This window comes from Kitasatospora sp. NPDC059747 (assembly GCF_042732955.1).
Classification (GTDB): domain Bacteria; phylum Actinomycetota; class Actinomycetes; order Streptomycetales; family Streptomycetaceae; genus Kitasatospora.
This window is the reverse complement of record NZ_JBHWGV010000175.1, coordinates 1-13,939: the sequence shown is the minus strand read 5'-3', so window position 1 is coordinate 13,939 and position 13,939 is coordinate 1. Positions and strand designations below refer to the sequence as shown.

Genomic DNA, 13,939 nt, shown 5'->3' with positions numbered 1-13,939 from the left:
CGCCCCCCCCGCGCGCCCCCCGACCGGGAGCCGATCGCCCCCGGCGACCTGATCTGCGGCCAGTGCGGCACCGGCAACGTGCCCACCCGGCGCTACTGCCGCCGCTGCGGCGACCCGCTCGAAGACGCCCGGGTCGCGCCGAAGCCGCCGTGGTGGCGGCGGCCGTTCGTCCGCCGGCCGAGGCCGGGCCCGGTCGCGGGGGACCGTCCGCGCGTGCGCCGGCTGCGCCGCCCGCGGTTCGTCGTGCCGCTGGTGCTGGTGGCGCTGCTCGCCGCCGGGGGCTACGCGTACCGGGGCGAGCTGGCCGCCGGCGTCGAGGTGGTCCGCGACCGGCTCGCCACGCCGCAGCAGGTCCACCCCACCGCGGTCCGGGCCTCCAGCGAGGACCCGGCCCACCCGGCGGCGCTCGCCGTCGACGGGACCACCGACCGCTACTGGGCGCCCGCCCGCCCCGGGGACGGCCGCGGCGAGTACCTGGAGATGGACTTCGCGTCGCCGTTCCGGCTGCTCGACCTCGTGGTCTACCCCGGCACCTCGACCACCGCCGAGCAGTTCCTCACCCAGGCCCGCCCGCGCGAACTCACCGTCACCCTGACCGGCTCGGACGGCAGGGCGACGACCCGGACGGTCCATCCGGCCGACGCGCCGGGCGAGCAGCGCTTCCACCTCGCCGTCGGCGACGTGGTGCGGATCCGCCTGACGGTCGACGCCGCCTACGGCACGGGACCGGACCGCAGGGTGGCCGTCGCCGAGGTGGAGTTCTTCGAACGCCCATGAGGATTACGGAAATTGACTGTGCATCAGATCACTTCCACCGGGGCGGCCGGGAGCCCGAGCGAGAGCAGCATCCGCGCGTGCCCCTTCCGGCTGCGCTCGGCCGCCGCCGTCTCCCCGCTCCGCTCGTGGGCGACGATCAGCGTCTGCCAGGCGTCGTCCCGGAACGGGTCGATCTGCACGCTGCGCGCCGCCGCCCGGGCGCCCGCGACCGGCCGCCCGCGGGCGAGTTCGAGCTTGGCGAGGACCAGCGCGGCCTCGGCGGCGGCGTGCCGGTAGTGCTCCCTGCGCTCCACGACCCACTCCGCCGGACCGTCCTCGGGCAGCAGCTCCCCGGCGTACGCGTCCAGCGCGGCGCGGAGGGCCCGGGCGGCCGCCTCCGGCCGGGCGGCCGCCTCGGCGTCCCGGCCCTCCGCGAGCGAGGTCTCGAACCGCCGCAGGTCGTAGCTGCCCTCCGGGGGGATGCGCAGCAGGTAGGCCTCGCCGGAGCGGACCAGCAGCCGCGATCCGCCGCGGGTGACGCCGGGCTCCAGGAAGGTCCGCAGCGCGGAGACGGCGACGTGCAGGCAGCGCGCGGCGGTGGCGGGCGGGCGCTCGGGCCACAGTGCCTCGACCAGCAGCTCCCGGTGGACGGGCTGGCCGGCGTGGATCGCCAGCAGCCGCAGCAGCGCCCGGGCCCGGGGGCGGATCGCCGTCCAGGTCAAGTCCCTTTCCCCCAGTGTGAGTTCGAAACCGCCGAAGCAGCGCAGCGACAGCGTGGCCGATTCGACGGCAGGCGCGGGTGCGGCCGTCGGCGCGACGCCGCGGTACGGCGGGCGCTCCCGCCCGCCGCCGGTGGTCCCGGTCGGCCGGCGACGCAGCAGGTGGCCGCGGAGCAGCGGGCCCCAGTGGAAGGTGCCGTCGGCCGGGTCGCGCCTGAGCAGGCCGCGCTCGTCGGCCAGGACGCCCAGCAGCCAGGCGCTCTCCGTGCCGCCGACGAGCGCGTCGCACCGTGCCGCGTCGAGCCGCGACAGCGGGCTGACCTGCTCCAGGAAGCGCACGAGCCGCTCCGGGAGCGGCCGGATCACCTCGCGCTCCAGGTAGGCGTGGGTGAGGGAGCCGACGACGGCCGCGACGGCCTCCGGCGGGTGCAGGAGCGCGGGGCCGGCCAGCCGCAGCGCGGCGGGCCAGCCCTGGGTGAGCCCGTCCACCTGCGCCGTCTGCCGGGCGGAGGGCCGGCCGCCGTGCGCGTCGTGCAGCAGCCGGCGGACCTCGTCGGAGCGCAGCCGCAGGTCGGCGGGGCCGAGGACGGTGCTCGTGGCGAGCTCCCAGCGGGTCAGGTTGAACTGGGGCAGCCGCTGGCCGGCCAGCAGGAGGCGGAGGTTGGGCGGGGCGAGCAGCGCGATCTCCTCCAGCGCGGCCTCGGCCTCGGTCCCGTGGATCAGGTGCAGGTCGTCGACGGCGAGCAGCACCGGGCCCGGCCGCCGCTCCACGCGGCGCAGCACGCTCTCGACGGTGAGCGGTCCGGCGCCGCCGCCGAGCGCGTGGCGGACGGCGGAGAGCACGGCCCCGGCCTCGCTCGTGCCGCGCCAGGGGCGCCACCGCACGATCGTGCCCGGGAACCGTTCGAGGTGCTGCGCGAGCAGCGTCGTCTTTCCGTAGCCGGCGGGTGCGACCAGGAGCGTCAGGGCACCGGGCGAGGCGCGGGCCAGCCGGTCGAGGAGGTGGTCGCGGATCACCCAGGAGGTCCGTGCCGGATCACCTGGGGCGGAGTGGATGTGGTGGGCGCGATCGTGCATCGAGGGTCAGCTCCCCCCGCACTGGTAGAGCTCCATGATGATCACTCAGTGTGATCGTTGGTAGACTACTGGAACGGGGCCGCCCTGTCGCCGGATATGCCGGGCCGCGAATATGCCGATCGCGGGCCAGGGCCGGGGCCGGGGCCGGTGGCGGTGCGGCGCGCTACGGGTGCGCGCCGGCCGGGGGCTGGGCCGCCGGGCGGTCGACGACCAGTTCCATGTGCATGGAGTCGGTGGACTCCCCGCCCCAGGCCAGGCCGCCGTCGAAGCCGTGCCGCGCCAGCTGCACCAGGAACTCGGCGTCGAAGTGCTCCGAACCGGCCGTCCGCTCCCGGGGGTTGTAGAAACCACGTTCGACCAGCTGCGCCATCGAGGGGGAGGCGACGGCGGCGGCCGTGGTCGGCCGGGTGCCCTTCTTGCCCGCCTTCTTCTGCCCGAACAGGTAGGCGGGAGTCGCGAGTTTGGCGCGCAGGGAGGTGAGCGTCGCGGCCTGCTCGCGGGCGCCGAGCAGCGGGGCGAGCGCGGTGCGGCGGTCCTCGGCCGCGTTGACGACGGCGGTCAGCCGGTCCGCGTAGCCGCCGGAGGCCGTCAGGTCGAGCTTCTGCTCCCACTGTGCGAGCCGGCGGCCGGCCGGGCTCGTCTCGGCCGGCTCGGCGGCGTGCCGGACCGCCCGCTGGTCGCGGACGGCGGCGGCCTTCACCGCGTCGAGGTTGGCGAGTTGGGTGGTGAGCCGCTGGCGGCTCGGCAGGTCGGCCGCGTCGAGACCGGCCGCGGCGGCGGCCCGGGCGATCCGTTGCTCCTCGGCGGTGATCGCCGCCGTCCAGGGTGCGATGAGGGCGGGCACCTGGGCGAGGAGGGCGGCGCGGTCGGCGTCGGTGGTGGCCTCGAAGTAGCGGGTGCGCAGGTCGAGGAAGGCGTCGCGGTTGTCGCCGAGGGAGGCCTGGAAGGCCGCCGAGGTCTGCGCGAGGCGCCCGGACTCGGCGCGCAGCCGGTCGAAGTGCGCCTGGGCGGCGGGGGAGGGCGCGGCGTCGGGGTCCCCGGCGGTCGCGTCGCCGGTCGCGCGGATCAACGCCCTGCGCTGCCCGTACTCGCCCAGGTCGGCGTGGCTCTCCGCGCCGGTGACGGACCGGACCAGCTCCGCGGTCTCGGCCTTGCCGATCTGCGGCATGTTCGTGGCGTCGTAGTCGATGGCGTACCCGAGGGTGTGCATGGACGCCGGGGTGAACTTGGTGTTCGCGTCGAAGGACTTGCGGAAGGCGAAGGCGGTGCTGGACGACGGCATCGGGCCCTCCAGTGCCGTCGCCACCCCCTCCAGCCGGGCCTTGGCGTCGCGGTGCAGCCAGGGCCGGCCGGGCACCGCGGACTGCTCGATCGCGGAGTAGTGGGCGACGAGCGCGGCCACCGTGCCGAACCAGCCGAGGCCGGCCCGCAGGAAGTGCCCCTTCTGCGTGTCGGTGGTGAGCGGGACCCCGCCGCCCCCGCTCAGGACGTGCGCGGGGAGCGCGTTGACGGCCGCGAGCGCCTCCGGATCGCTCACGGGAGCCGTGTCCGCGCCGTCGACGCGCTGGACGACGGCCGTGGGCGCGGATCGCACCGACCGGACGAGCGCGGTGGTGGCCGCGTTCCCCGCCGCCCGTTGCAGGGACAGCAGAGCGGCGGCGGGAGTGTGTGCCACCGGGCTCGTGCCGGGCGCCATCCCCGGGCCTGCCCCCGACGCTTCGCCCCGCCGTGCCCCCGCCCGCACGCTCACCCGTCCACGGTAAGCGCCGCCCCACTCGGGACCGCTGCCCGAACGGGCAGACCTTCGTGCCTGGTCGGCGGCTTCCCCGGTCCGCGCCGGGATTTCTTGACGCGTTCCCTACGTCGAATTCGGCAAAGTGAAGGCAAATTCGACGTATGGTCGCGGCCAAGGAATGGGGAGGGCCGGCATGGAGACGACACTGGAACCGGACCGGCGGGCGCTGGACGTCCTGGACACCGCGCGGCAGGTCAGCGGCGGGCGGCTGGGCACCGAACACCTGCTCGCCGCCGCGGCCGACGCCGGCGGCGGCGCCGCCCGAGCCCTCACCGCCGCCGGAGCGCCCGCGCCCGCCCTGCACGCCGCCCTGCGCGACCGCCACGTGGAGTGGACGGCCGACGACGGCGGGCTCGCGGACGCCGAGCGCCGGATCTCCGCCGCCGCTGCCCACGCCCTCGGCACGGCGATGGACCACGCCCGCGACGAACACGCCCCGAGGTTCACCGCCGAACACGTCCTGCGTGCCGTCCTCGCGGACCCCGGCAACCGCGCCGCCGAACTGCTCGCCCGCTGCGGCGTCGCCCCCGCCGCCGTCCTCGCGCACCTCGACGCCCCGGCGGCCCGCGGCGGCCTCCACCCCCTGCTGCGCCCCACCCGGGACGCCGTCCTCGCCCACCGCGCGGGCCGGCAGCCGCGCTGGAAACGGATGCTGACGCGCCCGGCCGCCGCCGGAGCCGCCCTCGCCGCCGTCCGGCGGGAGACCGACGCCCAGGCCGAACGCCTCGGCCGGCGCTCGCCCGGCACCGAACACGTCCTGCTCGCCGTCCTTGCCCTGCACGAGGTCGCCCGCCACCAGCGGCAGTCCCCGGGCGGCGACCCGGACAGCGGCCCGGCGGACGGCTCGGGGGGCGGCCCGGCGGACGGCTCGGCGGACGGTGAGGACTCCGCACTCGCCGCCCGGCTCGGCCTCGACCACGCCCGCGCGCACGCCGCCCTCGCCGACGGCGGGCTGCCGCTGCCCGCCGACCCGCGCTCCGTCGAGGCCTACCTGGCCGGCGCCCGCGACACCGACGCCCTGCTCCGGACGCTGCTGCGCGAGGACACCCGGGCCCGCCGCCTCGCCGAGACCCTGGGGGCCGACCTCACGGGCCCCGAGGGCCTCCTGGAACAATGATCACGAACCACGGAAGGGGCCGGGACATGCAGGTGACCATCGGCGAAGAACTGATGCTGCTCTCGCTGGACGACGAGTCCGGCGTCGCGAAGGAGGCGGCGAGCGCGGGCTGGGCCGTCGCGGGCGGCATCCTCGCGGACCTCGTGCTGGCCGGGCGCGTCACCGTCGACGACGGCCGGCTCGCCGTCGCCGACCGCACCCCCACCGGCGACCCGCTCCTGGACGGCCGCCTCGACCGGCTCGCCGAGTGGGCCGAGCGCAAGGGCGCGGGTCGGGGGGCGGGGAAGGCGTCCGGCTGGCTCACCACGGACCGCCCCACCGCCGTCCGCGACGCCGTCCAGCGCCTGTGCGAGCGCGGCCTGGTCACCGAGGAGCGCCACCGCGCCCTTGGCATCTTCCCGGTCCGCCGCTACCCCGAGGCCGACCCGACCGTCGAGCGCGCACTGCGCGAGCGCCTCGCCGCCGCCGTCCTGCGCGGCGAGGACCCGGACGCCCGCACCGCCACGCTGATCGCCCTGATCCACGCGACCCGCCTGCACCGCCTGGCCTTCCCCGACCTGCCCCGCAAGGAGGTCGAGCCGCGGTTCGCGGCCATCGCGGCCGGCGAGTGGGCGAGCGGATCGGTCGGCGAGGCGATCCGGAACATGCAGGCCGCGATCGCGGCGATCACCGCCGTCACCGCCGCCACGGCCGCGACGACGGCGGTCATCACGTGACGGCGCGCTGCCCCGGACCCGACGGGCCCGGGGCAGCGCCGGGGCGCGTCTTTCGGATCAGCGGGTGGTGTAGCCGCCGTTGGCGAAGAGGGTCTGGCCGGTGATCCACCAGCCGTCGGTGGCGAGGAACGTGACGATCGGGACGATGTCCTCGATCTTCGTCAGGTCGTTGCCCATCGCCTGCGACTTGTGGAACGCCACGCGCTCCGGGGTCTCCTGGCCGTAGAAGAACGGGGTGTCCATCGGGCCCGGGGCGACGTTGTTCACCGAGATCCCGCGCGCGGCGAACTCCTTGGCCGCGGCCCGCGTGTAGTGCTCGACCGGGGCCTTGGCACCCGCGTAGGTGGAGTAGCCGTCGGTGAACGCGGCGAGCAGCGACGTCAGGATCGTGACGACCTTGCCGCCGTCGTTCAGCTGCCTGCCCGCCTCGCGGATGAAGAAGTACGCGGCCTTGGCGTTCACGGCGTGCATCACGTCGTACTCGGCCTCGGTGGTTTCCACGATCGGCTTGCGCAGCACCATGCCGGCCGTGTTCACGGCGACGTCGACGCCGCCGAAGGTCTCCTTCGCGACGGCGAAGACGCGCTCCACCTCGGCGGGCTTCGTCAGGTCGCCCTGCACGGCCACCGCCTCGCCGCCGGCGGCCTTGACCGCGGCGACCGTCGCCTCGGCGTCCGCCGCGGTCCCGTCCGAGTGGTAGTGCACGACGACCTTCGCGCCGTCGGCGCCCGCGGTGCGGCTGATCAGTCCGCCGAGGTTCTTCGCACCGGCGCCGACCAGGACGACCTTGCCGGCCAGGGAGTGGTTGCTGCTCATGATCTACGGCTCCTCGCCAGATGGGGGATGTGTTCGCCGCACCACTGTCCGCCGCGAGGCCCGTCCGGGGCTTGAACGATCCGGCGCCCCCTGGAACGAACCGCTCACGATCTCGCGCGGCACCCGGATCCGCCGCCGCCCGCGGTCGTCATCCGTCCCCCGGACGGACCAGAATCGACGGTATGACCACCCAAGCGATGTCCCTGTCCGCCATCAAGCCGCACCTGCTCCGGCTCTCCGGCAGCGGCCAGGACCTCGACGAGGCCGTGGTCGAGCGCGGCCTCGAACGGGCCGCCACCGGGGACTCCCCGATGGAGGACGGGCCCACCCGGCACGTCCTCGCCGTGCACGCGGGCACCTCGGCCGACCTCGCCTGGTCCGCCGACGGCCGGCCCCGGCGCGAGCGCTTCCACCGCGGCCAGGCGCTGATCAACCCGGCCGGCTGGGCCTCCCGCCCGCGCTGGGGGCAGGACGCCGAACTCATGATCGTCGCCCTCGAACCGGCCTGGCTGGAGAAGCTCGCCACCGAGAGCGACCTGCCGGGGCCGCTGGAACTCGCCCCGCGCTTCCACCTGACCGACCCGTTCCTCGCCATGCTCGTCGAGCGCCTGGTCGCCGAGTACGAGGGCCCCCGCCCCGCCGACCCGCTCTACGCGCAGTCCCTGCTCCAGGCCCTCGCCGCCCACCTCATCCGCACCGCCGCCACCCGCGGCCCCGGCCTGCCCGAACGGGACGGCGGCCTCACCCCGAAGCGGCTCGACCGGGTCGTCGACCACATGAACGGCTACCTCGACGGCCGGCTCTCCCTCACCGACCTCGCCGCCGTGGCCGGCGTCAGCCCGTCCCACTTCACCCGGGCGTTCCGCGCCTCCACCGGCCAGTCGCCGCACCAGTACCTCGTCCGCCTGCGCCTCGAACACGCCCGCCGGGCCCTGCTCACCACCGACACCCCCATCGCCGCGATCGCCCAGCTCTGCGGCTTCGCCGACCAGAGCCACCTCACCCGCACGATGCGCCTCCACACGGGCACCACCCCGTCGGCGCTGCGGGCGAGCCGGGACTAGGGCGGCTGAACTCGGCTTCCCCCGACCGTCGTTCGCCCGTGTCATAGTGGCTTCCGTACGCTCCCCGGCGCACACAGGGTTCGACGAGCACCTCTCATGTGACGGAGGGTCAACAGTGTCGCAAGAAGCTCTGAGCTCGGGGTTGAGCCGGAGGCGTCTGCTCCGCCTGGGGGCAACGGCCGTGGCCGTGGCCGGAGTCGGCGGATCGGTGGTGCCGGTCGCGGTCGGTGCCGAGCGGCTGCCGAATCTCGCGGGCGTCGCCGACGGGAGCACGTTCATGGCGTGGAAGGGCGTCGACGGGGACCAGCGCATCTGGTGGAACCAGCTTGTGAACGGCACCGGTTGGACCGGGCCGCAGCCGGTCGACGGCGCCGCCACCAGCGCCGGGGTCGCCCTGGCCGGGCCGTGGGGCGGGCCGTTGTTGATGGCCTGGAAGGGTGTCCTCGGCGACGAGCGGATCTGGTGGAACTCGTTCGACGGGGGCGCCTGGTCCGCACCCCAGCAGGTGCCGGGCGCCGCGAGCAGCGTCGGCCCGGCGCTGACCGACTACGCCGGGGTCTTCATGGCGTGGAAGGGCGTCACGGGGGACCAGCAGATCTGGTGGAACAGCTTCTACGGCGGGTGGACGGCACCGCAGGCGGTCCCCGGGGCGTCCAGTGGCTTCGGGCCCGCCCTGGCGGTCGACCGCAGCGGGGGCCCGTACGGCGTGCCGTGCATGGCGTGGAAGGGCGTCGACGGCGACCAGCGCATCTGGTGGAACAGCTACCGGGGCGGTTCGACGGGCAGCAACTCCTGGACCGGGCCGCAGCCGGTCGACGGCGCCGCCACCAGCGCCGGGGTCGCCCTGGCCGGGCAGCCGGGCGGCGGACTGCTCATGGCGTGGAAGGGGGTGGACGGCGACCAGCGCATCTGGTGGAGCCGGCTCTACCCGTCCTCGACGGTGTGGACCCCGCCCCAGCCGGTGCCCGGGGCGCGCAGCGGCGTCGGGCCCGCCCTCGCCGTCTACGGCGGCTCCACCGTCATGACGTGGAAGGGGGCGGACGGCGACCAGCGCATCTGGTGGAACCGGTTCGACCCGGGCGGCAGCGTCTGGTCCGATCCCCAGCCGATCTTCGGGGCGAGCACGGGCTTCCGCCCGGCCCTCGCCACCGTCGGGGCCTGAGGCGGTCCGGTCCGCCTAGAGCGCCACGACCGCCAGGACGAGCGCGATCAGGACCATCGACAGCCCCAGCGCGATGAACCCGTACTCCAGCGGCCGCCGTTCGCGCCCCTCGACGAGCACCTGGCGCGGGTCGGCCGGGTCGTAGCGCAGCGGCACGTGGCCGCCGTCCGGCAGGGGGTGACGCCGGGTGGACGGGACGGGGGAGAAGACCTCGACCACCCGGCCGTCCTCGGTCTCGAACTGCAGCAGCGGACGCGGCGGCGAGACCCGGTCCTCGGGCGTCGGCACGCGCTCGCGCACCAGCGCCCGCACCGGCACCCCGACCCGCCGCAGCCGCCGCACCTCCCGCAACCCGACCACCCCGGCCAGGTACGCGACCACGCCCCCCAGCCCGCCGAACACCACCACGGCGAACCCGGCCGTCCCACCCACCACGCCTCCCTGCCCGCGCCGCCGTCCCAGGACCTCCAGTATCACGGACGGGCAGTTCGTCAGCCGTCGGCCGAGCGGTGGTCACGTCCTGAAATGGACACGTGGCCCGTCCCCCGGGACTACCCTGGCGTGGTGGAATCCGACCGCAGCAACGGCGAGTTCGACTGGCGTCCGCGTCCTGATCGGGTCCGGGCCGTCGCGGCGCGTCCGCGCTGGTTCGTCCGCCGGATGCGCGTGGCGGCGGGCCTCGGCGTGCTGGCCTTCCTGCTCGTGGCCGGCGGTGTCCTGGCCTTCTTCCAGGCCATCCACTTCCCGTGCCTGTGCGGCGAGGGCCAACCCGTCGACCGCACCGCGGAGATCACGGCACTCGTCAGCGCGCTGGCGGGACTGCTGTCGGCCATCGCCGCCGTGCTCACCGCGGTCGTGTCCCTGGTCGCACTGCGGCGGGACCGGACCGAACCGGCCCCGCCACCGACGACGCCCGACCCCACCGGTCCGGCAGGCGATCCGCCCGCCCCCGCAGGCCCCCCTGCGAGCACCCCGAACGAGTCCGGCACCCACCCGTGGGTCCCGCCCTCGTCGCTGCACTGACACCGGTTCGGGCCCCGGCGATCGTGTCGGTTCGAGCTCTCCGAGCTCGGGCGGCCCCATGTGCCCGCCCAGAAGCGGTCGCGCCCCTCCCGGGCCCCTACACCTCGCCGAGGGGGACCGCCGGGTCGGCGAGGCGGGCCGGGTCCACCACCCGCCGGGAGCGGACGAGTTCGCGGATCGGGTCGGTGACGTCCCAGACGTTGACGTTCATGCCGGCGAGGACCCGGCCGTCGGCGAGCCAGAAGGCGATGAACTCGCGGGTGGCCGGGTCGCCGCGGAAGACCACGCGGTCGTAGCCGCCCGGGTCGACGTAGCCGACGTACTCCATGCCGAGGTCGTACTGGTCGGGTCAGGACTGCGGCAAGTAGGGCGTCCGGTCGATCGGGGTGCGGCCCAGTTTGTCGGAGTAGGCTAGGAAGACTCCGACTTGGCGGGTTCTCGGTGCGGCCGTCGGTGCCGCAGTACTGCCGCTGGACTCCGGAGGAGGTGGTGCCTTTCTTCACGGAGCCGGTTTCGTCGATGATCAGTACGCCGTCGTCGGCGCCGAGATGTTCGTCGAATCCCAGTCCGGCCGCAGGATTACGTTCGACGAGGGTGTGGTTGTCCGACGGCTGTCGCCGCCTCACCTCACCTTGCGTGGGCCGGGACGACGTTGTCGGCTGCCGATCCGATGGCAAGTCAGAAACGCTCCCCTGACTGTCGGGGCACCTCCCCTCCCGGGCCCGACGCGCCCAGGCCGGCGCCGAGCGTGCAGATCCGGTCCCCGGGCGATCAGCCACTGGATCAATGGCGACAGCTAGGACTACAAAGGAGTCGATCAACGGCCGGCAGACGGCTGCCGCCCGCGCAGTCGGCGCCCGGCCCGCTAGCGTCGCCCCACAGTATCGGGGCGGCCAGCGGGAGGGAACCGAGTGGCGAGGTGGCGGCAGAACTTCACCCCGGGTGTGATCATGGCGTTGACCGGGGCGCGCTGCCAGTGGCCCGGGTGCGGACATCCACTGGCCGCACCAGTGGACGACGAGCCGGTGCTGGACGGCGAGATCGCCCACATTCGCGCCTCGCGGCCGGGTGGCAAGCGCCACGATCCCGGTTGGACGCGCGAGCAGTTGAACGGCTTCGGCAACCTGCTCTTGCTGTGCGCGCCGCACCACAAGGTCATCGATGGCAGGAAGGCTGACAACTACTCGGTGGCGGAACTCGAAGGCTGGAAACACGAGTACGCCGCGGTCATGAACGACTTCTGGCGTCGGGCCCCTGATGCCGGCTCCACTCAGCTGCCCGCGCCCTCGGCGGCATGGCGGTCGTGGCCGACCGTCGCCGAGCTTGACCCGCCAGCTGCCGGGGTCCACCCCGGGTGGCCGCACCGCGGCGACGTCCTGCCGCAGTACGTTCCGCGGGACCTCGATCCGCAGCTCGCCGACCTCCTGGCCCAGGCCGGCGCACGCGGAGGACTGGTGCTGGTGGCCGGTGACACCGCGTCCGGCAAGTCCCGACTCGCCCACGAGGCGAGCCGCCGAGCCCTGCCCGACCACCTGGTCCGCCTCGCGCCCAGAGGCGGCCTGCGGGAGGCGATCGCCGCCGTTCTGCGCTGCCCGAAGCCCTGCATCCTGTGGCTGGACTACCTCGAGCGCCACACTGGATCGGACCGGCTGCGATCGCAGGACGTGGCCGAACTGAGGCGCTGTCGGATCCCGATCCTCGCCACCGTGCACACCCGGCACTTCCCAGCCCCCGCCACCCACCCGCACCGGGACAACGGGCGAACGACCGAGCCCGTGCTCTCGCAGGCCGTGCTGGACCAAGCCGCGACCGTCTTCCTCGCCCGCTCCTGGAGTGCGCCCGAGCTGGCCCGCGCCCGCGCCACGGACGACCCACGCATTCGGAGCGCCGTCGACAACTGCACCCACGGGGGAGTGAGCGAGTTTCTCGCGGCTGGCCCAGCACTCTGGGCAACCTGGCAGGCAGCGTGGCGGATCGGCGGGAACCCCACCGCGGCCGCCTTGGTCCGCAGCGCGGTGGACCTGCGTCGGGCAGGGCTCCAGGGCCCCATGCCCACCGATCTGCTCACCCGCGCGCACCGGTACTACCTGGCCGACGCCGGCGCCGACCTGCTGCGCCCTGAGCCCCTCGACGCGGCGTTCTCCTGGGCCCGGGAGAGCCGGATCGGGATGACCAGCCTGCTCCAGCCGGCCGCGGACGGCGCACACCTCCTCTGTCCCGCCCTCCTCGACGGCGCACCGCGATCCGAGCCGGCCATCCACCCGCTGCTCTGGTTCGAGGCACTCGGCAGCGCCCCGGACCTCACCACCACCCTGACCGTCGTGTCCAACGCGGAGCGGGAACACCCGTCGATCACGCCCTGGCTCTGGCGTTGCCTGCGCGAAGCCGGCCTCACCCGGGCCGTTTGGGGCGAGGCCTTCGCCCTGATTCGGCAAGGCCGGCCCGAGGACGCACTCGACGTCCTGCGCGAACACACCGAGCGGCACGACCCGCTGGCACGCCGCTTCACCGCCCTCGCCCTGAAGGAACTCGGGCGCCTCGACGAGGCGCAGGCCGCATGCCATGAGGCCCACGCGCTCGGAAACCCGGACGGCCTGGTCGACCTGGCTCAGATACTGGCCGAGCGGGGCCGGCTGGACGAAGCCGAGAACGCCCTCCGCCGGGCTGCACGAGCCGGAGCAGCCAACGCCTGGTTCAATCTCGGCGTCCTCCTCGCCGACCGGGGGAAGACCCGACCAGCCATCCGCGCCTACCGCAAGGCTGTGGCCGCAGGGGACCTGGACGCACTGGGGAACCTCGGTGGACTCCTCGCCGACACCGGACAGACCCATGAGGCCGAGACCGTACTGCGGCGAGCGGTCGAACTGGGCAACCGGGAAGCGGAGCTGGAACTGGCCAACGTCCTCAAATACCTCCACCGCACCGACGAGGCCCAGCAGCTCTACGAGCGGCTCATCGATCACGGCGACGCCCGCGCCCGGATCAACCTCGGCAACCTGCACGCTGCCAACGACCGCCCTGAGCAGGCCGAGCAGGCCTACCGCGCGGCCCTGGAAGCCGGCCTGCCCGTCGCCCACGAGTACCTGGGACGCCACCTGGCCGGCCAGGAACGCTGGCACGACGCCGTACCGCACCTGCGGCACGCGGTCGAGCAGGGCGCTCCCGGCGCCGGCCTCCGTCTCGGCCACGCACTGCAGCAGGAGGGTCGGACCGAAGCGGCCAAGGACGCCTACCGCGACGCCGCCCGCGCCGGTGATCCCCTCGGCGCCGTCGGCTTCGCCTGCCTGGCCGACGAGACCGAGGCCGACGAGCGGCGCCTCCTCCTGCAGCAGGCGGTCGACGCGGGAAGCCCGGACGCGATGCTCGTCGTGATGGTCGAACTCGACCACTCCGGGCACCCCCGCGAGGCCGAAGCCCTTCGCCGCCGCATCACCGCCTGCGGGGACCCCCTGGTCTCCGGGCTCCTCGCCACCTACGCGCCCGTCAGCTGACGCTCCCTGGGCCGCAGGCCCGTCTGGCGGTTACTCAGGGGGCGACAGAGCCAGACGTCCTGTCCTTTTAGTCCAGCGCCCGCAGGGCCAACCTTGCCAGCAGTCGCCGCTAGTACTCCAGCAGGACTTCTCCATTCCCGCTGGTCAACGGCCTGGGAGTGGGGAGTGTAGCGGGGTGGGAGCGGGTGCGGGGCGGTCTTCGC

11 protein-coding genes and 2 pseudogenes are annotated in these 13,939 nt (G+C 74.7%); 7 read left to right on the top strand and 6 right to left on the bottom strand.

Annotated elements, in window-relative coordinates; all coding sequences use genetic code 11:
• Window positions 1–777 (top strand): discoidin domain-containing protein (locus ACFV4G_RS40465; protein WP_380448098.1); only part of this gene is annotated, 777 nt, incomplete at its 5' end.
• 23 nt (window positions 778–800) lie between these two features.
• Here ACFV4G_RS40465 and ACFV4G_RS40460 read toward each other — a convergent pair.
• Together ACFV4G_RS40460 and ACFV4G_RS40455 are read right to left on the bottom strand one after the other, a co-directional pair.
• A complete protein-coding gene (locus ACFV4G_RS40460; RefSeq protein WP_380448096.1) occupies window positions 801–2,552 on the bottom strand; it encodes a BTAD domain-containing putative transcriptional regulator in 1,752 nt (583 codons plus the stop codon).
• Between the two features lie 163 nt (window positions 2,553–2,715).
• Window positions 2,716–4,227 carry a hypothetical protein gene (locus ACFV4G_RS40455; RefSeq protein WP_380448095.1) on the bottom strand — a complete coding sequence of 504 codons (1,512 nt, stop codon included), beginning with the start codon at window positions 4,225–4,227 and terminating at the stop codon, window positions 2,716–2,718.
• Window positions 4,228–4,480: 253 nt separating this feature from the next.
• On the opposite strand from ACFV4G_RS40455, the gene ACFV4G_RS40450 reads away from it, so the two are divergent.
• Window positions 4,481–5,464 (top strand): Clp protease N-terminal domain-containing protein, encoded by a 984-nt coding sequence (locus ACFV4G_RS40450; RefSeq protein WP_380448093.1) that lies wholly within the window; start codon window positions 4,481–4,483, stop codon window positions 5,462–5,464.
• A gap of 26 nt (window positions 5,465–5,490) precedes the next feature.
• Window positions 5,491–6,180 (top strand): GPP34 family phosphoprotein, encoded by a 690-nt coding sequence (locus ACFV4G_RS40445; RefSeq protein ID WP_380448091.1) that lies wholly within the window; start codon window positions 5,491–5,493, stop codon window positions 6,178–6,180.
• A 57-nt stretch (window positions 6,181–6,237) separates the two neighbouring features.
• On the opposite strand, the gene ACFV4G_RS40440 is transcribed toward ACFV4G_RS40445, so the two are convergent.
• On the bottom strand, window positions 6,238–6,996 hold the full coding sequence (locus ACFV4G_RS40440) for an SDR family oxidoreductase (protein WP_380448089.1): 759 nt from the start codon (window positions 6,994–6,996) through the stop codon (window positions 6,238–6,240).
• Between the two features lie 182 nt (window positions 6,997–7,178).
• On the opposite strand from ACFV4G_RS40440, the gene ACFV4G_RS40435 reads away from it, so the two are divergent.
• Together ACFV4G_RS40435 and ACFV4G_RS40430 are read left to right on the top strand one after the other, a co-directional pair.
• Entirely contained in the window at window positions 7,179–8,060 is an 882-nt protein-coding gene (locus ACFV4G_RS40435; RefSeq protein WP_380448087.1) for a helix-turn-helix domain-containing protein, read from the top strand.
• A gap of 181 nt (window positions 8,061–8,241) precedes the next feature.
• Window positions 8,242–9,222, top strand: a complete 981-nt coding sequence (locus tag ACFV4G_RS40430) for a hypothetical protein (protein WP_380448085.1) — start codon at window positions 8,242–8,244, stop codon at window positions 9,220–9,222.
• Between the two features lie 15 nt (window positions 9,223–9,237).
• Here ACFV4G_RS40430 and ACFV4G_RS40425 read toward each other — a convergent pair whose 3' ends face one another.
• Complete coding sequence (locus ACFV4G_RS40425; protein ID WP_380448083.1) at window positions 9,238–9,654, bottom strand: DUF3592 domain-containing protein; 417 nt, start codon at window positions 9,652–9,654, stop codon at window positions 9,238–9,240.
• A 132-nt stretch (window positions 9,655–9,786) separates the two neighbouring features.
• On the opposite strand from ACFV4G_RS40425, the gene ACFV4G_RS40420 reads away from it, so the two are divergent.
• The gene (locus ACFV4G_RS40420; RefSeq protein ID WP_380448081.1) at window positions 9,787–10,245 is read left to right on the top strand and encodes a hypothetical protein; all 459 of its coding nucleotides are present in this window, start codon (window positions 9,787–9,789) and stop codon (window positions 10,243–10,245) included.
• Between the two features lie 97 nt (window positions 10,246–10,342).
• On the opposite strand, the pseudogene ACFV4G_RS40415 reads toward ACFV4G_RS40420, so the two are convergent.
• Window positions 10,343–10,591, bottom strand: a pseudogene (locus tag ACFV4G_RS40415) (oxidoreductase C-terminal domain-containing protein); the annotation flags it as partial.
• 6 nt (window positions 10,592–10,597) lie between these two features.
• Window positions 10,598–10,787, bottom strand: a pseudogene (locus ACFV4G_RS40410) (transposase); the annotation flags it as partial.
• Between the two features lie 468 nt (window positions 10,788–11,255).
• On the opposite strand from ACFV4G_RS40410, the gene ACFV4G_RS40405 reads away from it, so the two are divergent.
• Complete coding sequence (locus ACFV4G_RS40405) at window positions 11,256–13,736, top strand: tetratricopeptide repeat protein (protein WP_380448079.1); 2,481 nt, start codon at window positions 11,256–11,258, stop codon at window positions 13,734–13,736.
• The last annotated feature ends 203 nt before the right edge of the window (window positions 13,737–13,939 follow it).

Excerpts from the sequence above, each read along its gene's own strand:
- ACFV4G_RS40435 (WP_380448087.1), top strand. The coding sequence starts at position 7,179 with ATGACCACCCAAGCGATGTCCCTGTCCGCCATCAAGCCGCACCTGCTC.
- ACFV4G_RS40450 (WP_380448093.1), top strand. The coding sequence starts at position 4,481 with ATGGAGACGACACTGGAACCGGACCGGCGGGCGCTGGACGTCCTGGAC.
- ACFV4G_RS40445 (WP_380448091.1), top strand. The coding sequence starts at position 5,491 with ATGCAGGTGACCATCGGCGAAGAACTGATGCTGCTCTCGCTGGACGAC.
- ACFV4G_RS40440 (WP_380448089.1), bottom strand. The coding sequence starts at position 6,996 with ATGAGCAGCAACCACTCCCTGGCCGGCAAGGTCGTCCTGGTCGGCGCC.
- ACFV4G_RS40460 (WP_380448096.1), bottom strand. The coding sequence starts at position 2,552 with ATGCACGATCGCGCCCACCACATCCACTCCGCCCCAGGTGATCCGGCA.